Raw genomic sequence first — 18359 nt, forward strand, 5'->3', positions numbered from 1 at the left:
TGAATAAAATTAGTTAAAAAAGAAAATAATCTTTTTAGCAGCTTCTTACATTTTTTGAAAAAGGAAGCTTTTAGTTTGTCGGAGGTGTCTATATGTTTGGTCTTATGTTAAACGGGAAAGAATCACAAGAAGTCGAGTATTTATTAAAACGCGAGTTAGAGGAATTGTTGTTAGACTTAACTGACTCGCGCATTGATGGCATAGTAAAGCGTGCAATGGAAGAAAGGTATCAACTTATTTTTCAACTGTATAAACGTTTTACTTCACCGAAAGAATATTTAAAGTATGTTCGCCAAAAACAATATACTGGAAAGAATAAAAAAGAGCTAAATTGACCACGATTAATTAGTGTGGTGTTCTCTCAATGAGCAGATATAAAGGCCTTTTAGCCAGCTAAAAAAACTTTTCATTTTTTTAGCGGAACTACTTGCAATGCGTGAAAAAAAATAGTAATATATCAAATGTCTCAAAGAAAGCTTCTCCGAGCGAGTCGGGGAGCAACATATGTCCAGTGACGATAGCGGAGAGGTCACACCCGTTCCCATGCCGAACACGGAAGTTAAGCTCTCCAGCGCCGATGGTAGTTGGGGGCTCTCCCCCTGTGAGAGTAGGACGTTGCTGGGCATAGATATTATTCCACAGTAGCTCAGTGGTAGAGCAATCGGCTGTTAACCGATCGGTCGCAGGTTCGAGTCCTGCCTGTGGAGCCATTGCTTCCTTAGCTCAGCTGGTAGAGCGCATCCATGGTAAGGATGAGGTCAGCGGTTCAAGCCCGCTAGGAAGCTCCAATATAAGGCCCGTTGGTCAAGTGGTTAAGACACCGCCCTTTCACGGCGGTAACAGGGGTTCGAATCCCCTACGGGTCACCATTTTTATTTTTTGTCTTCATCTTGAATGAATTTGATTCACATTAGTAAGCGTAGAAGCTGTGAGTGAGCGCATCTGACAAAGAGATTCGCCGTCCCTTATGCAGAATATCTTGTTTGAGAGAAACAAGAAGTTCAAGGAAAAAAGGGAGTGAGCTCCGGAGTGTATTGAAGATACATGAGGACGCGAACGAGTGCATTTGACGAAGAAATTCACCGCCCCTTATGCAGATCGTTTTGTTTGAAAGAAGCAACGAGTAAATGCTTCACTGAATTGCTTCGAGCTGTTACGACGCATGTGCTTCGTTGGAAAGCTAGAAGAGGAAGTAACAAGAAGGTCGAGGAAGAAAGGGAACGAGCACTGGAGCGTATATCACATACGTGAGGATGTGAGTGAGCGCATCTGACAAAGAGATTCGCTGCTTATTTCAAACAAATAGGGAGGATTAGCTCAGTTGGGAGAGCACTTGCCTTACAAGCAAGGGGTCGGTGGTTCGAGCCCGCCATCCTCCACCATATAATAAGCTGGCCTAGCTCAATTGGTAGAGCAACTGACTTGTAATCAGTAGGTTGGGGGTTCAAGTCCTCTGGCCAGCACCATTTTATCAAATTACATAGGGCTATAGCCAAGCGGTAAGGCATCGGATTTTGATTCCGTGATTCGCAGGTTCGAATCCTGCTAGCCCTGCCATTCTCTTTTTTAAAAGCATTTTTGCAAATAAAAAGAAACAGGTAAGACCACGAAGCATAACATCGTATCCTTATAAGGTAGCTGGACCTTGATTATTTAGGCTTTTTTTAAAGAAGCAAGAAGGTCGAGGAAGAAAGGGAACGAGTACCAGAGCGTATCTCAATACGTGAGGAAGCGAGTGAGTGAATCTGACGAAGAGATTCGCAGGTTATTTAAACAAAGAGAGCCATTAGCTCAGTTACGAGCGTTAACATCACGAATAAGCTACGAGTTGTTTCGACGCATCAAGCATCGAAGGACAAGCTAGCAGAGGAAGAAACAGGTACGACCACAAAGCATAACATCGTCCGTAAGCTTCATGAAATCGCATCATTGAATAAGCTACGAGCCATTAGCTCAGTTGGTAGAGCATCTGACTTTTAATCAGAGGGTCGAAGGTTCGAGTCCTTCATGGCTCACCATTTTCTTTTAAACGTATGGTGAAACAATAAACTTAAAACAGGTCATTGAATTACATTTGCTAGACTTCGGGGCCTTAGCTCAGATGGGAGAGCGCCTGCTTTGCACGCAGGAGGTCAGCGGTTCGATCCCGCTAGGCTCCACCATGACTATAAACAACCACTTGGGTAAGTATATACCCGAGTTTTTTTGTACTTTATAATTGGTTTTGTAGTAAAAGAATATACAATTTATTATGCATGTATACTCTATAATATTCATGATTTGAACCCTACAAAATCGAAGCAGGTTCGACTGAAGCCGCTTCAATTCTGTAGGGTTCAATAAACGAGCATACAAACAAAATCGCTTAAAATAACAAGGTCAGACAACCGAATAGTGACAAGTTTTGCCTCAGGTGCATTAACCCCTAACTTAAAGCCGCTACATTCATATTTTTAACTGAATAAAAATAAAAAAAGAAGGAAGCCAAATCACTCGAATTTGGCTTCCTTCTTTTTTTCTTTTAACTACTGCGCTTTTTTATATTGTTGTACGTTGATTTGCTGGTATTTGTTGAGTAGTGTGTCTAGATAAGTGCTGATCTCTACTACTTCTCTTGAAGTTCGCTGCTTGGAGTTTGATAAAAGGTGCATTTGATTTCGCGCATACTCAATCTCTTTTAACAATTCCTTTTCACATTGGGAAAATCCCATGAGCAGCCTCCTTTAAAGTTTATTCGTTTGTTATTTTCATTGTACCCGTATTGAGAAAATATAAAACATTTTTACAATATGATTTCATTTTTTACAAACAATGGTAAAATAAGATTGTTTGAAACCTTTTACGGGTTGTTTTCGTAAATGGAGATAACCGCGAAAGAGCGGAGGTAATACAATGGATTTAGTCGTAAAAAAGATTATAATTGAAGTGAAGAAGGGCAATCAACAGGCGTTTGCCGAGCTAGTTGAGTTATATAAAGATAAAGTATACCAAGTAGCATACCGATTACTCGGGAATTCGCATGAAGCGCAAGATATCGCTCAAGAAGCTTTCCTGAGGGCCTATACAAATATTGAGTCTTATGATATTAATCGTAAGTTCTCGACTTGGATCTTTCGCATAGCTACAAATTTAGCAATTGATCGAATACGAAAGAAAAAACCTGATTTCCATTTAGAAGATCAGGTGGCCGGTACCGAGGATCTTACATATTACTCACAAATTTCAACAGATGAACAATTACCAGAAGATCAAGTTGTACAACATGAGATGCAAGAATGGATTCAGCAAGAAGTAATGATGTTACCACCGAAATATCGATCAGCTATCATCCTAAAATATATGGAGGACCTTTCTTTGAAAGAAATTAGTGAAATTCTTAATCTACCTGTTGCGACAGTAAAAACGAGGATACATCGGGGCAGAGAAGCATTAAGAAAAAGGCTGCGAGATTCATAAGTCGGCAGGGAAGGAGCGATGGTGATGGCTTGTAAAAAAGACAAATTAGAACTCATTCATAAATATTTAGATGAAGAGATGACCCTGCTTGAAAAAAAGCAGTTTGAAAATCATATAGTTAATTGTAGTGAGTGCGAGCGAGATATGCGAGAAATGCGCAAAACAATCGCGATTATTCAGAGTGCTTCACATATCGAGGCACCATCTAACTTCACTGAGGGTGTCATGAACCAGCTGCCGAAGCAATCTAAGTCCGACAAATGGAAAACATGGATAAGAAAACATCCGATGATCATGACAGCGGCAGTGTTTTTCCTTGTATTTATCGTAAGTCTTTCTTCTATATGGCAGGATGGATCCAAAGAGATTAGCGTCACTGGGGACGGCCATTTCATCGTTGATGAAGATCGTGGAGTTGTCGTCATCCCAGAGGGTGAGACAATTACCGGAAATATTGTTATTCGAAATGGAGACATTGAAATAAACGGTGCAGTATTGGGGGATATCACCATCATAAATGGTGAACGATACATGGCCTCTGCTGGCCAAGTTGCTGGTGAAATCAAAGAAATTAACCAAATCTTTGACTGGTTATGGTACCAAACAAAATCATTTTTCTCAGAAGTTGTTAGCTTTATTGGTGGAGAAGATGAAGAAGATGACTCGGAAAAAGATGATTAAAAACATGAATCTGTCTCGGTAAAACGAGGCAGTTTTTTTACGTTAATTTTGACGGGGGGCTCAACTTTTGGGTGAATGCGAGCAACTTATATGTAAATGCAGTCAATCATGGAGAGAATACGATCAACTTATATGTAAATACAGTCAACTTTGGAGAGAATACGATCAACTTATATGTAAATACAGTCAACTTTGGAGAGAATACGACCAACTTATATGTAAATACAGTCAACTTTGGAGAGAATACGACCAACTTATATGTAAATGCAGTCAATCATGGAGAGAATATGATCAACTTATATGTAAATACAGTCAACTTTGATATGATTACGAATAAATTTTATGAGAACCCGACTCAAACAGTTCGTCTGTGACGAAAATAATGAAAGCTCGAAAACGAAATAAGGTTGTTATGATAAATACGTATAATATGTGCACCATACAAAAAAACGAGGCTGCAAACAAGGGGAGAGGAATGACTTATTCGTAATTCTGAAAAACTATTCGTGAAAGTGGTGTACGAAGGTTAGATGAATTTTCAACCGACTAAAATTTAGTGAAATTTGAAGAATTAATATTTCACAAATTTATGATATAATGATAAAGTTACCACAAATGTGGGTATAGAAAGCTAACACTATGATGGAGGACATGCCATGTTTGAGGACATTTCCTTATTGAGATTATTAGTTATTGCCATAGATATATCACTAGTGGCATTTGTTATATATAAGTTAATCATGGTGATCCGCGGGACGAGGGCAGTCCAGTTAATTAAGGGGATCATCGTTATTTTAGCTGTATGGTTTTTAAGTGGCTATCTCGGTTTAAACACGTTGCAGTGGATTATGGGGAATGCTGTTACATACGGTTTACTTGCAATTATTATCATTTTCCAGCCTGAACTTCGCCGTGCGCTAGAGCAACTCGGTCGTGGTAGGCTATTCTCTTCTGGGCAAACAGCCGAAGAAGAGGAAGTTAAGCAATCGATTGATCATATTGTGAAAGCAGCAAACTATATGGGGAAACGTCGAATTGGTGCCCTTATATCGATTGAACGTGAGACAGGTATGAACGATTATGTAGAGACAGGAATTCCGATGAATGCGAAATTAACGTCGGAGTTATTAATTAATGTTTTTATACCGAATACACCTTTGCACGATGGAGCGGTCATTATTAAGCAAAATCAGATTGAGGCAGCAGGCTGCTACTTACCATTGTCTGAAAACCCGTTTATATCAAAAGAATTAGGGACAAGGCACCGGGCTGCGCTTGGCGTAAGTGAAGTAACAGACGCGATTACGTTAGCCGTCTCTGAAGAAACGGGTGGCATTTCAATGACAAAAAACGGGGAACTTCATCGAAATATAGATGAGGAGAACCTTCGTACCTTACTTGAAAAAGAATTGATAAAGAAAGAATCAAACAATTCCTCTTCACGCTGGCAATGGGGAGGGAAAAAGAATGGATAAATGGTTTAGTAACCCGTGGGTCATTAAAGCGGTGTCCGTATTAATTGCTGTCATGCTCTTTTTAATGGTGAATATGGATAACCGTAATGTGAACACCCAGCCAGGTGAAATTCCTGGGATTACAGATGGCTCAAAAGTATTAGAAGACGTACCACTAACGATTTTATATGATGAAGATCGTTATGTTGTCACTGATGCCCCAGAAACGGTTCAAGTAACGCTCAGGGGACCACAAAATATTTTGACGGTTTCACAGCTTGCCAGACCTCAATACGAAGTATTCGTTGATTTAAGGGATAAGGAAGCTGGTGACCATTATGAACGAGTCAGGCACGACGGTTTTCCTCAAGATTTATCGGTCTCAATCGTGCCGATGACTGTGCGGGTAACGATGCAGGAAAAACAAACGGTCTCATTCCCTGTTCAAATTGATTTAGAAAATCAAGGAGAGCTCGAAGAAGGGTATACGATAGGGACCCCAACGGTTAATCCTTCAGCAGTTGATGTAACTGCTGCACAGGGGATTATAGAACAAATTGCCTCAGTGCGTACGTCTGTCGATGTATCAGGAAGAAATAGTCCGTTTCAAGAGAACGGGGCTGTGATCGTTCTTGACCAGAATGGCAATGAAATCCCGGTTAATACTGATCCACCTGCTGTGGAAGTAACAGTACCGATCACAAGCCCGAACAAGGAAGTTCCTGTGAACATCGAACGTGAAGGAGAAGTAAATGAAGGGTTAGCGATTGATTCGATTACGGCAAACCCAGATACGGTAACAATTTATGGCCCTGTTGATGTGATTAATGATATTTCCTTTATTGATGGGATATCTGTTGATTTGGGCGAAATTACAGGTGATACAACGTTTGAGGTTGATGTCCCTGTACCAGATGGCGTTGAACGGGTTGAACCCGAGACAGTAATCATTGAAGTAGAAACAACGGAAGAAGAAACATATGAATTTTCTGATGTAGAGATAGAAATTATCGGCTTATCTGAAGGGCAGAATTATACGTTCTTATCCCCTTCAGAAGGGTTGATTGACATTGTTGTAATGGGGAGTCCAAATGTTTTAGACCGCCTTGAAAGAGATGATATTCAAGTTTTCGTCAATGCTGAAGAGTTAGAAGATGGGGAGCATGAATTACCGATCGAATATCGAGGGCCTCAAAACATCCGAGTGGAAAAAGGCCGGACAGATGTGAATTTCATTGTTTACGAAAGAGGCTCTGAAAACTCACAAGTATCTGATTCGGACGGCGAAGAAGATGAAAATACATCTTAAAAGATGAATTTACCTACCATTCGAATATAGATAAAAACCTTAAGGAGAGATTCTAATGGGAAAGTTTTTTGGAACAGATGGTGTGAGAGGGGTAGCCAATAAAGAGCTAACACCTGAACTAGCTTTTAAGCTTGGTAGATTCGGTGGCTATGTACTAACAAAAGAAACAGAAAAACCAAAGATCCTAATCGGAAGAGATACAAGAGTTTCAGGACATATGCTTGAAGGGGCACTAGTTGCTGGATTGTTATCAATCGGTGCGGAAGTGATGCGTTTAGGCGTTATTTCTACACCTGGAGTGGCATATTTAACAAAGGCATTAAGCGCAGATGCAGGTGTCATGATTTCAGCATCTCATAATCCGGTTGAAGACAATGGGATTAAGTTTTTTGGATCTGACGGGTTTAAACTGTTAGATAGTCAAGAGGAAGAAATTGAGAAGCTTTTACAGCAAGAAAACGACATGGAAGATGACTTACCACGGCCAGTTGGTGGTGAAGTTGGTCAAGTGAATGATTACTTTGAGGGTGGTCAGAAGTACCTTCAGTTTTTAAAACAGACAATCACAGAAGATTTCTCTGGTTTAAACATTGCAATTGATTGTGCGCATGGAGCTGCTTCTCCACTTGCGACACATCTATTCGCTGACTTAGAAGCAGAGCAAATTTCAACGATTGGTAGCTCGCCAAATGGTGTAAATATCAATGATGGCGTTGGATCAACACATCCTGACCCACTTGTTGAACTTGTGAAAGAAAAAGGGGCTGACATTGGTCTCGCGTTTGATGGCGATGCAGATCGTTTAATTGCAGTCGATGAAAATGGTAAGATCGTTGATGGCGACCAAATCATGTTCATTTGTGCGAAGTATATGAAAGAACAAGGTCGATTAAACAATAATACGGCTGTATCAACAGTAATGAGTAACTTAGGGTTCTATAAGGCGTTAGAGGAAATCGGTGTTGAGACGAAGCAAACAGCAGTAGGTGACCGTTACGTGATGGAAGAAATGCGTAATGGCAGCTTCAACCTTGGTGGAGAGCAGTCTGGTCACATTATTTTCTTAGACTATACAACGACAGGTGATGGACTGTTATCAGCACTTCAGCTTTGCCAAATTGTGAAAGCAACAGGTAAGCCATTATCTGAACTTGCATCTGAAATGAAGAAATACCCGCAAAAACTTGTGAACGTACGAGTTGCAGATAAGCATGCACTTCACAACAATAGTGTCATTACAGATGAAATCAACGCAGTAGAAGCAGAAATGCAAGGTGAAGGCCGTATTCTTGTACGTCCATCAGGTACAGAGCCACTAGTACGTGTGATGGCAGAAGCGCCGTCTGAAGAGCTTTGTGATAAATACGTGCAAAAAATTGTTGATGTTGTGAAAAGGGAATTAGGTTCTTTAGAATAGTAGAAAACGCGCATGGATAGCACTTTCGATGTTATCCATGCATATTTTATATTATCTAAGAAATGTTTAAAGAAATACGTCATAGACTTAATGAAGGATGTCATCTCCTATTAACATGGTTTCATACCACTTTGATTAGCAACCATTGGACTAAAAAAAATGTCGTTTAAAGGAGGTGAAAAAGAGGGAAAAAAGCAAGTCTATAAGGGCAAGATTATGTCCAAAAATTTTGATTGACCATGCTCCAAGCCGTGTAGTATGATGTATGAGATTCAAAATAAGGAAGGAGGAACGGACAACTATTTTTTCCATTTTTAAAAGCGCCTGGACTATTCAGCGAACGGTAAAGGTTGAATAGTTGACGAGGAGGAGGTTTATCGAAGGTTCGGCGGATGCCTCCCGGTTGCTTACTCATCACAACCGAAAACGATGCCCTAAAACAGAAAGGCGACTTTCTGAACAAAAGGAATCGTAATGATGAGTCACAAGTATTCAAACCTTATGGGGAAGAGATTCAACATTGGTTTTTCATGGAATACTTGAATTCTAATGATTAAAAGATAAATGATAACGAATATAAAGAGTGGGGCAAGAGTGCCCCTGGCATTTCTTGTCCCACATGAGGGAGGAAATGTTTTATGTGTGGTATTGTTGGATACGTAGGAACAGAGGATGCTAAGGAGATTTTACTAAAAGGTCTTGAGAAGCTTGAATATAGAGGATACGACTCAGCAGGGGTTGCGATTGCAAATGATAAAGGTGTTCACGTTTATAAAGAAAAAGGCCGAATTGCAAGCCTTCGTGAAGTAGTTGACACGAATGAAGAAGGTTTTATCGGAATCGGTCATACGCGTTGGGCGACCCACGGAGCACCAAGCCAAGTGAATGCTCACCCTCATCAGAGCGAAACGAATCGCTTTACAATCGTACACAACGGAGTGATTGAGAACTACAATCAGTTAAGCCGTGAGTACCTTCAAGATGTTGACTTAGTCAGTGATACAGATACAGAAATTATCGTACAGCTGATTGACCGTTTTGCAAATGAAGGAATGACGACAGAAGAAGCATTCCGTAAAACATTAAGTCTATTGAAGGGATCATACGCGACTGCTCTGTTGGATAAGGAAGACCCTGAAACAATCTATGTTGGGAAAAACAAAAGTCCATTACTTGTTGGCTTAAGTGACGGCGTCAATGTTGTTGCAAGTGACGCGATGGCGATGCTACAAGTGACAAATGAATTCGTTGAGTTAATGGACGAAGAAATTGTTGTTGTAACACGTGAAAGTGCAACAATTAAAACATTAGACGGTACAGTTATGTCTCGCGATCCTTACACAGCGGAACTTGATGCAAGTGATATCGAAAAAGGTACGTACCCTCACTTCATGCTTAAAGAAATTGATGAGCAGCCTTTTGTTATGCGTAATATCATTACGAAATACCAAGACGAAGATGATCGTATTAAGCTTGACGAAGATATTCGCCAAGCGATGAACGATGCTGACCGTATTTATATTATTGCAGCTGGAACGAGTTACCACGCGGGACTTGTTGGAAAACAGCTGATCGAAAAGATTGCGAAAAAGCCGGTTGAAACGCATATCGCAAGTGAATTCTTGTACAACATGCCTTTAATTAGCGAAAAACCACTCTTTATTTTCATCTCCCAAAGTGGAGAAACAGCAGACCTTCGTGGTGTGTTAGTCAACGTGAAAAAACAAGGTCATAAAGCATTAACGATTACAAACGTACCTGGCTCTACGCTTTCTCGTGAAGCAGATTACACGTTACACACGTATGCAGGTCCAGAAATTGCCGTTGCATCAACGAAAGCTTACACAGCACAAATGGCTGTTTTAGCGATCTTAGCTGTTGATACGGCAAAAGCAGCAGGGGTTGAAATGGACTTTGATCCACTTCAAGAACTTGCGATCGTTGCAAATGCAATGGAAACATTAACAGACCAAAAAGAAGCTCTTGAAGTCATCGCTCGTGAATACTTGAGTGTTACTCGCAGCTGTTTCTTCATCGGCCGTGCTGTTGACTACTTCGTTTGTTTAGAAGGAGCATTGAAGCTGAAAGAGATCTCTTACATTCAAGCAGAAGGCTTTGCAGGCGGAGAATTAAAGCACGGAACAATTGCATTAATTGAAGAAGGAACACCAGTGGTTGGCCTTGCAACGCAAGAGCACGTAAACTTAAGCATTCGTGGAAACATGAAAGAAGTTGTTGCACGTGGTGCATCACCTTGCATGATCAGTATGGAAGGTTTCGAAGAGGAAGATGATGCACTTGTCATCCCACGAGTACACGAATACCTTACTCCACTTGTGAGCGTGATTCCACTTCAAATTATCTCTTACTACGCAGCACTACACCGTGACTGCGACGTCGATAAGCCACGTAACTTAGCAAAATCAGTTACAGTAGAATAAGCTAGTAACGCCGAGAGGAATTGTCCTCTCGGCGTTTTTGTGATAAATAGGGGATCTATGAGGTGAATTTATATTTATTTAATGGTTGTATATGGGGATGTATAGCCTTTTTGTTTTAAAAAGTTGATATTTACAATGGTAGTTGTCTGACCTTTATTTTTCGCTCAGTAATTCATGTTTTCTCGGGGATTGAGTCCTACATATTTGAGTCCGGGTCAGCTGAGTCAGACTCATTTTTGTAGGACTCAATTCATGAATAAAAACGAGAAAAAGCGAATGCGAGAGATCTTAAAATGAATAAAAATACAACCCGCCAGCGAAGTTTCCTACTATAATCCAATACACAGCTGCACTAATAAACTACAAATCTATGAATGTTTGTTAATGACTTGTTTTCAGCAAGCTTTTACTAGAGGAATTTTAAAAATAAAATTTCGTAATATTACGGAGGAAGGGAATCTATAATTTCGAATTGAATGATAAACTGTCATTGATTGTTCAATATTTCACAAAGAGATTTGTGATACGATGTACTCAAGAAGAGAAAAGGAGTTGAGACAAATGATCTTGTGCGAATGGAGAGAATTTACAACCGATACGGAGACATATTCCAAAGAGATGTTTGAAACGCTCGTTAATGATGAATTTGAAGCCATGATGTTTGAAGAAAATTGTAACACTCCATCATATATTTGGACGGTAAATCATGTTTGTATTATTAAACAGAACGCCAAATTGTATAGTGATATTTCGATTACAAAGATTCCAAGAAATCCAGTATGTGAGTAATTTTTGTGACATAGTTTGATCAATAATTCACAAAATAATAGACTGTTCATTAAAACAAAACACCAAATTGTACAGTGAGGCTTCGATTACAAAGATTCCAAGAAATAAAGTGTGTGAATAACTATTTTTTTGTTACATCATGCTCAATATTTCACAAAAAACTAAAGTACTTATATTTAATTACCTAATGCCCATCCACATATGTTTTTCTAAAAAATGAAACGAGGATTTAATCAAGGAGGAATCAAAATGGCAACAGCTGAAAAAAAGCAGCAAAGTGTTGAAACAGTCATTGATGAATTAGTGAACAATGGTCAAAAGGCATTAACGGAATTTTTGACGTACGATCAGGAACAGGTAGACAGAATCGTCAAGAAGATGGCATTAGCGGGACTCGAACAACATATGCCACTTGCTAAAATGGCGGTCGAGGAAACAAAACGTGGCGTTTACGAAGACAAGATCATTAAAAATCTATTCGCGACCGAGTACGTGTACAACAACATTAAATATGATAAAACAGTCGGAATTGTCGAGGAGCATGAGCAAGAAGGTGTCATTCACATTGCCGAACCAGTAGGTGTTGTAGCAGGTGTAACACCGGTCACAAACCCAACGTCAACAACGATGTTTAAGGCTTTAGTTGCCATTAAGACACGAAACCCAATTATTTTCGCTTTTCATCCCTCCGCACAAAAATCAAGCAGTGAAGCGGCAAAAACACTTCGTGAGGCAGCGATTGAAGCAGGCGCACCTGAACATTGTATCCAATGGATTGAAGTTCCGTCCATTAAAGCAACACAGGAGCTGATGAATCATACAGGTGTCGCACTCGTACTAGCAACCGGCGGAGCTGGGATGGTGAAATCAGCTTACAGCACAGGAAAGCCAGCATTAGGCGTTGGACCTGGGAATGTTCCTTGTTATATTGAAAAAACAGCAAGTGTTAAACGCGCTGTGAACGACTTAATCTTATCGAAAACCTTTGATAACGGAATGATTTGTGCTTCTGAGCAAGCCGTCATCGTCGATAAGGAGATTTATGAACCTGTAAAACAGGAAATGCTGTACAATGGTTGTCATGTTTTAACTGAGACAGAAAAGCGCAAGGTTGAAAAGCTAGTCATAAATGAAGAAGCATGTGCTGTTAATGGAGAGATTGTTGGTCTTCCAGCCTATGAAATTGCGAAAAAAGCAGGTGTTAATGTTCCTGCAAATACGAAGATTTTAATTGCAGAATTAACGGCCGTTGGTCCAGATCATCCCCTTTCAAGAGAAAAGTTGAGTCCGGTATTGGCCATGTATCAAGTGAATAGCTCAGAGGAAGGGCTTGAGCGTGCAGAGCAAATGCTAGAGTTCGGAGGCCTTGGACACTCAGCGGTGATTCATTCAGAAAGTGAAGCCATGATTCAAGCGTTCGGGATGAGAATGAAAGCCGGAAGAATCATTACAAATGCTCCTTCATCTCAAGGTGCAATTGGCGACATTTATAATGCGTATCTGCCGTCTCTGACTCTCGGCTGCGGATCATATGGGAAAAACTCTGTCTCCTCAAACGTCAGTGCGGTCCACCTTTTAAATATAAAACGAATTGCGAGAAGGAATGTGAATATGCAGTGGTTTAAAGTTCCACCAAAAGTATACTTTGAAAAGTATTCTACTCAGTATTTATCAAAAATGCCAAATATCTCAAAAGTCTTTATTGTAACTGACCCTCACATGGTTAACTTGGGCTATGTTGATAAGGTCTTATACTATTTAAGGAAACGCGCGGACTATGTTCACGCTGAAATTTTCTCAGATGTCGAGCCAGATCCTTCGATTGAAACGGTCATGAAGGGCGCTGAGAGAATGAGGAAGTTTCAACCTGATTGTATTATTACACTTGGCGGAGGGTCAGCAATGGATGCAGCGAAAGGGATGTGGCTCTTCTATGAACATCCGGATGCTGATTTTAAAGGCATGAAACAAAAGTTTTTAGACATTCGTAAACGCGTATTTAAGTATCCGAAACTAGGAGAGAAAGCTCAATTTGTCGCGATTCCAACGACTTCCGGTACCGGTTCTGAGGTGACGTCGTTCTCGGTCATAACGGATAAACAAACGAACACGAAATATCCGTTAGCTGACTATGAACTAACCCCTGATGTAGCAATTGTCGATCCACAGTTTGTCATGACGGTACCAAAGGATGTAACAGCAGATACCGGAATGGATGTGCTAACGCATGCGATTGAGGCGTATGTTTCCAACATGGCCAATGACTACACAGATGGCCTTGCAATTAAAGCAATTCAGCTGATTTTTGAGTACTTGCCAACAGCGTACCACAATGGAAGCGATGAGTTAGCAAGAGAGAAGGTTCATAACGCCTCGACGATTGCAGGTATGGCCTTTGCTAACGCATTCCTAGGTATCAACCATAGTTTGGCACATAAGCTAGGGGCGGAATTCCATATTGCACATGGAAGGTCTAACACGATTCTCCTGCCTCATGTTATTCAATATAATGCCGAGCGTCCAACAAAATTTGCAGCATTTCCAAAATATGAGTATTTCCAAGCGGACAAAAAGTACGCAGAAATTGCAAAGGCAATTGGGTTACGGGCAGAAACGACAGAAGAAGGTGTACAAAGTCTCATTAAAGCGATCATCTCCCTAGCAGAAAACATGAATATGCCGACAAGCATTGCTGCGTGCGGAATTGATAAGAAAGCTTTTGAAGCGAAGGTTGACGAGCTCGCTGACCTTGCCTTTGAAGATCAATGTACACCGGCAAACCCAAAAATGCCGCTCGTTACAGAGCTTGCTGAGATTTATCGAAAGGCATACAAGGGAACAAGCGCGATCAAATCATAATGTTGTGACGTGTCACATGCTCTCTTATATGAAGGGTTGCGAGATTTTCGCATAACTCCACAGCGGTCTAACAGAGTGATGTGGTGCTATAAAACAATAGGCTCGGCTTCTGTTGAACCGAGCCTACCTTTAAAGTAATGAAAGGTGGAAAGGATATGATCGTTTTGAAACAATGGGAAGCTCTCGGCTTTCTCTACAAGCTAACTCATATGTGAAACCACCTGCGAAAGGAAAAGTCAAACACGTGAAGCAAATGCTCACACGTGAAATTGAAACGTCACAAAAAGAAATGAGTATACGATGATGAAAAAAAAAATTAAAAACCGTTGGCTGATTGCATTATCAGCTGTCGGTATTCATATATCAATCGGTTCAGTTTATGCATGGAGTGTTTTTACACAGCCATTAATGAATCAATTTGGCTGGAGCATGCAGCAAGTATCTTTAACGTTTAGTATTGCAATCTTATTTTTAGGTTTATCAGCAGCGTTTATGGGTCACTTTGTCGAGAAGTACGGTCCTAGGAAATCTGGAACCATAGCCTCTATTTTTTTCGGTGTGGGAATTGCAGGTTCCGGCTTGGCGATGATGACCGAGTCTATTATGCTTTTATATCTTTTTTATGGAGTGTTTGGCGGTATCGGTCTTGGCGTAGGCTATATTTCACCAGTATCGACATTAGTGAAGTGGTTTCCAGATCGTAGAGGAATGGCAACAGGTCTTGCTATTATGGGATTTGGCTTTGCAGCGATGATCAGTAGCCCAATCATGGCTCGTCTCATTGAATCTGTCGGACTTGCCAATACGTTCTTCGTTCTTGGGGCTATCTATTTTATTGTTATGTTTAGCTCGTCGCAATATTTAGCACCACCTCCAAAAGGGTGGATGGCTGATCATATTGAGAATGTTAGTGAGAAGAAGGGGCTTTTCAAAAAGGCACTTCCAGTAAACCTCTCTTCCTTAACAGCAAATGAAGCTGTTAAAACAAAACGTTTTTGGGCGCTATGGACCATGTTATTTATAAATGTCACCTGTGGAATCGCGATCATTTCAGTAGCCTCGCCGATGGGGCAGGAAATTACCGGTATGTCTGTGATAACTGCTGCGACAATGGTCGGGGTTATGGGTGTCTTTAACGGTGTCGGCAGAATTGGATGGGCTTCGATATCAGACTATATCGGCCGACCTAACGTGTATACGTTATTTTTTGGCATCCAAATCGTTGCATTTTTGACACTGCCACTCGTAACGAATGTGTTAATGTTCCAAATCCTTCTCTTTATTATTTTAACTTGCTACGGAGGGGGATTTGCTTCAATCCCTGCCTACATTGGAGACTTGTTTGGAACAAAACAGCTAGGTGCAATCCATGGCTACATTTTAACTGCTTGGGCAGCAGCTGGACTCAGCGGGCCGCTTCTAGTGGCATGGATTCGTGAGATGACGAACAGCTATACAGCTACTCTATATTTGTTTGTCGCCCTCTTTGTCATTGCATTTGCTGTGTCGTTGTACATTCGAGTAGATATTGCCCGTTTGAAAAAACAACAGCAGACGTCTGAAAAAAAACGTTATGCTGTAGCTCAATAAGAACGTACACCAAAAAAAGCACATCAATCGTTTTATACGGTTGGTCGTGCTTTTTTTTGATTCGGGGCGGGGGCGTAGACGGTTGGAAGAGGTTAATTTATAAATATTTAAGGCTGAGGATGTGGGAATACAGTCTATTTTGTTTGTTTAAAGTTAGTATTTACGATGGTGGTTGTCTGACCTTAGTTTTTCGCTTTGTAATTAGAGATTTCTCGAAGATTGAACCCTACAAAATCGAAGCAGCTTCAGCTGAAGCAGGTTCAAACTTGTACGGTTCAATTCATGAATAAACGAGAGGTAAAGCGAATACGAGAGGCTGGAAATTGAATAAAAATACACACCTAAAAAATATTCATAATTTTAAAATTAGGAAGATATATAGTTAGTGCACAGCAACTAGCGGATTAGTCTGGACCATGGACTATCCGTTTAAGGTTGTAATTGTTCGTTGTTTCGTATATTATATAAAACGTAATTATTACGATTTATATAGTGGGAGGGTGATTATATGTACGATTGGATTATTATAGGTGGAGGGGTACATGGGTGTACTGTCGCTAATTTTTTAATACAGAGTGGAAAGACAACCACAGATAAGTTAAAAATCATAGACCCTAACCCCGAACCATTATATAAATGGAAGAGAAATACTCAGTTAATAGGAATGGAATATCTTCGCTCTCCCTCTGTTCACCATATCGATATGGACCCCTTAGGTTTGGAGAAGTATGCCAAAAAAACAAACGAGGAAAAAGTGTTCTATGGACCATATGATAGGCCTTCATTGCACTTATTCAACGAACATTGTGATATCACGTTAGATAGAATCAATTTACAAAAGTCTTGGCTTCAAGGGAAAGTCAATCATGTTTCAAAGGAAAAGGGGAGTTGGAGAGTCCATACGGTAAATGGTGAAGTTATTTTTGGGAAAAATATTGTCATTGCTATTAGCGTAAATAATCAACTGAATATTCCTGGTTGGGTGAAATCACTTCATTCAGGTAAGCTACCAATACACCACATCTATGATGAGAATGTCAGTGATTTGAATACATTTTCGCCCCCTATTACAGTTATAGGTGGCGGAATTACTGCTGCACACTTAACCATTAAATTATCTAGACTATATCCAGGTAAAGTTACTTTATTGAAAAGACACCCGTTTAGAGTTGAATCATTTGATAGTGACCCTGGGTGGTTAGGACCGAAGTTCATGTCCTATTTTAAGGGAATAAAAGACTTCGAAAAACGACGTATTTTAATCAACCAAGCGAGACATAAAGGCTCTTTACCAAAGGATTTATATAAAAAGTTAATCCGGTTAGATAAGGAAAAAAAGATTAATATAATCGATGGCGAAGTTCAAGGTGGTTCCGTAATAAATAATAAAGAAATAAAGCTAACATTAAATGATGGGTATAACATCGTTAGTCATACTGTATTATTAGCAACTGGATTTATTCCTCATAGGCCAAATGATGAATGGCTAACAAATCTAATAAAACAAGAGCAGTTACAGTGTGCCAAATGTGGATATCCAATTATTCAACCTTCCTTAGAGTGGTGTAAACATTTATACGTATCAGGACCATTAAGCGAATTGGAAATAGGTCCAGTCGCAAGAAATATTTCTGGAGCTAGGAAAGCAGCAGAACGGATTGTACGCAGTATATCCTGAAAATCGAAATGATGATGATTATCATGACAATATCTGTTGTATTATCTCAAAGTGGAACTGGATATTTTATGGTAAGATAAGGTGATCATGTAAATGATTTGGTAGTAGAAAGTATTTTACGAATTTGATAGAAACATTTAAACAGAAATTGTGGAGGTTTATATGTATCTCATTTTATTCATCATCTTATTATTGATTAGCATTGGCTGTTATGCGGAAGGCAAAGCGGAACGAAAAGGGGTAAAACTCACGCTTAGCATCACTTCAGCGTTGATGCTCTCGTTTATGATAGAAGCAACGGCTTATAGTTTAGCCGCCTCAAACACCATAGAAGGAATGCCACTTATGGTAGCTTATTTTGCGTTACCTACGACCATTTTTTTCACGTTCCAGCTTCTTTTGTATGATATCAAGGTATTCAGTGACTAGAATTGTGAGGTCGTTTATTATAACAGGCATCCATTTATAAATATTTAAAGGCTGTATATGTGGTTATACAGTCTTTTTTGCTTTTTACATGTTTATATATACGATTACAGTTGTCTGACCTTTGTTTTTCGCGTGTTAATTCGTGCCTTCTCTGTCGTTTAACCCTACAAAATCGAAGCAGCTTCAGCTGAAGCAGGTTCAAATGTGTACGCTTCAATTCATGAATAAACGGGAGGAAAAACGAATGCGAGTGAAG

General features: G+C 40.0%; 14 protein-coding genes, 8 tRNA genes and 1 rRNA gene. 22 read left to right on the top strand and 1 reads right to left on the bottom strand.

The window, feature by feature from the left end; all coding sequences use genetic code 11:
* Window positions 1-92: 92 nt before the first annotated feature.
* The 10 genes from LGQ02_RS00980 (at window position 93) to LGQ02_RS01025 (ending at window position 2162) form a co-directional block, all read left to right on the top strand.
* Window positions 93-335: a hypothetical protein gene (locus tag LGQ02_RS00980; protein ID WP_226516409.1), complete on the top strand. Its 243-nt coding sequence runs from the start codon at window positions 93-95 to the stop codon at window positions 333-335.
* Between the two features lie 172 nt (window positions 336-507).
* A 5S ribosomal RNA gene (rrf, locus tag LGQ02_RS00985) occupies window positions 508-624 on the top strand.
* An 11-nt stretch (window positions 625-635) separates the two neighbouring features.
* Window positions 636-710: transfer RNA gene (locus LGQ02_RS00990), tRNA-Asn, on the top strand.
* 2 nt (window positions 711-712) lie between these two features.
* Window positions 713-788 (top strand) — tRNA-Thr (locus tag LGQ02_RS00995).
* Between the two features lie 6 nt (window positions 789-794).
* Window positions 795-869, top strand: a tRNA-Glu gene (locus tag LGQ02_RS01000).
* A 437-nt stretch (window positions 870-1306) separates the two neighbouring features.
* A tRNA-Val gene (locus tag LGQ02_RS01005) sits at window positions 1307-1382 on the top strand.
* A gap of 8 nt (window positions 1383-1390) precedes the next feature.
* Window positions 1391-1466, top strand: a tRNA-Thr gene (locus LGQ02_RS01010).
* A 16-nt stretch (window positions 1467-1482) separates the two neighbouring features.
* Window positions 1483-1557 (top strand) — tRNA-Gln (locus LGQ02_RS01015).
* 385 nt (window positions 1558-1942) lie between these two features.
* Window positions 1943-2018 (top strand) — tRNA-Lys (locus tag LGQ02_RS01020).
* A gap of 68 nt (window positions 2019-2086) precedes the next feature.
* Window positions 2087-2162, top strand: a tRNA-Ala gene (locus LGQ02_RS01025).
* A 363-nt stretch (window positions 2163-2525) separates the two neighbouring features.
* On the opposite strand, the gene LGQ02_RS01030 is transcribed toward LGQ02_RS01025, so the two are convergent.
* Window positions 2526-2711 carry an aspartyl-phosphate phosphatase Spo0E family protein gene (locus tag LGQ02_RS01030; RefSeq protein ID WP_226516410.1) on the bottom strand — a complete coding sequence of 62 codons (186 nt, stop codon included), beginning with the start codon at window positions 2709-2711 and terminating at the stop codon, window positions 2526-2528.
* A gap of 181 nt (window positions 2712-2892) precedes the next feature.
* On the opposite strand from LGQ02_RS01030, the gene sigW reads away from it, so the two are divergent.
* From sigW to LGQ02_RS01090, 12 genes are all read left to right on the top strand, one after another.
* Window positions 2893-3456, top strand: coding sequence for an RNA polymerase sigma factor SigW (gene sigW / locus LGQ02_RS01035; RefSeq protein ID WP_226516411.1), 564 nt, complete (start codon window positions 2893-2895; stop codon window positions 3454-3456).
* 24 nt (window positions 3457-3480) lie between these two features.
* Window positions 3481-4137, top strand: coding sequence for a zf-HC2 domain-containing protein (locus tag LGQ02_RS01040; RefSeq protein ID WP_226516412.1), 657 nt, complete (start codon window positions 3481-3483; stop codon window positions 4135-4137).
* A 71-nt stretch (window positions 4138-4208) separates the two neighbouring features.
* Window positions 4209-4511 (top strand): hypothetical protein, encoded by a 303-nt coding sequence (locus LGQ02_RS01045; RefSeq protein WP_226516413.1) that lies wholly within the window; start codon window positions 4209-4211, stop codon window positions 4509-4511.
* A gap of 282 nt (window positions 4512-4793) precedes the next feature.
* On the top strand, window positions 4794-5612 hold the full coding sequence (gene cdaA, locus LGQ02_RS01050; RefSeq protein WP_226516414.1) for a diadenylate cyclase CdaA: 819 nt from the start codon (window positions 4794-4796) through the stop codon (window positions 5610-5612).
* Window positions 5605-6900 (top strand): CdaR family protein, encoded by a 1296-nt coding sequence (locus LGQ02_RS01055; protein ID WP_226516415.1) that lies wholly within the window; start codon window positions 5605-5607, stop codon window positions 6898-6900. The genes cdaA and LGQ02_RS01055 overlap by 8 nt, the downstream gene beginning before the upstream one ends.
* Before the next feature lie 55 nt (window positions 6901-6955).
* The gene (gene glmM, locus LGQ02_RS01060; protein WP_226516416.1) at window positions 6956-8317 is read left to right on the top strand and encodes a phosphoglucosamine mutase; all 1362 of its coding nucleotides are present in this window, start codon (window positions 6956-6958) and stop codon (window positions 8315-8317) included.
* Between the two features lie 638 nt (window positions 8318-8955).
* Entirely contained in the window at window positions 8956-10758 is a 1803-nt protein-coding gene (glmS, locus tag LGQ02_RS01065; RefSeq protein ID WP_226516417.1) for a glutamine--fructose-6-phosphate transaminase (isomerizing), read from the top strand.
* Window positions 10759-11319: 561 nt separating this feature from the next.
* The gene (locus LGQ02_RS01070) at window positions 11320-11547 is read left to right on the top strand and encodes a hypothetical protein (RefSeq protein WP_226516418.1); all 228 of its coding nucleotides are present in this window, start codon (window positions 11320-11322) and stop codon (window positions 11545-11547) included.
* Window positions 11548-11796: 249 nt separating this feature from the next.
* The gene (gene adhE, locus LGQ02_RS01075) at window positions 11797-14406 is read left to right on the top strand and encodes a bifunctional acetaldehyde-CoA/alcohol dehydrogenase (RefSeq protein ID WP_226516419.1); all 2610 of its coding nucleotides are present in this window, start codon (window positions 11797-11799) and stop codon (window positions 14404-14406) included.
* 303 nt (window positions 14407-14709) lie between these two features.
* Window positions 14710-15996, top strand: a complete 1287-nt coding sequence (locus tag LGQ02_RS01080; protein WP_226518179.1) for an L-lactate MFS transporter — start codon at window positions 14710-14712, stop codon at window positions 15994-15996.
* Window positions 15997-16504: 508 nt separating this feature from the next.
* The gene (locus LGQ02_RS01085) at window positions 16505-17674 is read left to right on the top strand and encodes an FAD-dependent oxidoreductase (RefSeq protein WP_226516420.1); all 1170 of its coding nucleotides are present in this window, start codon (window positions 16505-16507) and stop codon (window positions 17672-17674) included.
* Window positions 17675-17836: 162 nt separating this feature from the next.
* Window positions 17837-18103 (top strand): hypothetical protein, encoded by a 267-nt coding sequence (locus LGQ02_RS01090; protein ID WP_226516421.1) that lies wholly within the window; start codon window positions 17837-17839, stop codon window positions 18101-18103.
* The last annotated feature ends 256 nt before the right edge of the window (window positions 18104-18359 follow it).

The sequence above is a fragment of the Bacillus shivajii genome (assembly GCF_020519665.1).
Taxonomy (GTDB): Bacteria; Bacillota; Bacilli; order Bacillales; family Salisediminibacteriaceae; genus Bacillus_CA; species Bacillus_CA shivajii.

Coding starts and splice junctions, on each gene's coding strand:
- LGQ02_RS00980 (WP_226516409.1), top strand. CDS start 93: ATGTTTGGTCTTATGTTAAACGGGAAAGAATCACAAGAAGTCGAGTAT.
- LGQ02_RS01030 (WP_226516410.1), bottom strand. CDS start 2,711: ATGGGATTTTCCCAATGTGAAAAGGAATTGTTAAAAGAGATTGAGTAT.
- sigW (WP_226516411.1), top strand. CDS start 2,893: ATGGATTTAGTCGTAAAAAAGATTATAATTGAAGTGAAGAAGGGCAAT.
- LGQ02_RS01040 (WP_226516412.1), top strand. CDS start 3,481: ATGGCTTGTAAAAAAGACAAATTAGAACTCATTCATAAATATTTAGAT.
- cdaA (WP_226516414.1), top strand. CDS start 4,794: ATGTTTGAGGACATTTCCTTATTGAGATTATTAGTTATTGCCATAGAT.
- LGQ02_RS01055 (WP_226516415.1), top strand. CDS start 5,605: ATGGATAAATGGTTTAGTAACCCGTGGGTCATTAAAGCGGTGTCCGTA.
- glmM (WP_226516416.1), top strand. CDS start 6,956: ATGGGAAAGTTTTTTGGAACAGATGGTGTGAGAGGGGTAGCCAATAAA.
- glmS (WP_226516417.1), top strand. CDS start 8,956: ATGTGTGGTATTGTTGGATACGTAGGAACAGAGGATGCTAAGGAGATT.
- LGQ02_RS01070 (WP_226516418.1), top strand. CDS start 11,320: ATGATCTTGTGCGAATGGAGAGAATTTACAACCGATACGGAGACATAT.
- adhE (WP_226516419.1), top strand. CDS start 11,797: ATGGCAACAGCTGAAAAAAAGCAGCAAAGTGTTGAAACAGTCATTGAT.
- LGQ02_RS01080 (WP_226518179.1), top strand. CDS start 14,710: ATGAAAAAAAAAATTAAAAACCGTTGGCTGATTGCATTATCAGCTGTC.
- LGQ02_RS01085 (WP_226516420.1), top strand. CDS start 16,505: ATGTACGATTGGATTATTATAGGTGGAGGGGTACATGGGTGTACTGTC.
- LGQ02_RS01090 (WP_226516421.1), top strand. CDS start 17,837: ATGTATCTCATTTTATTCATCATCTTATTATTGATTAGCATTGGCTGT.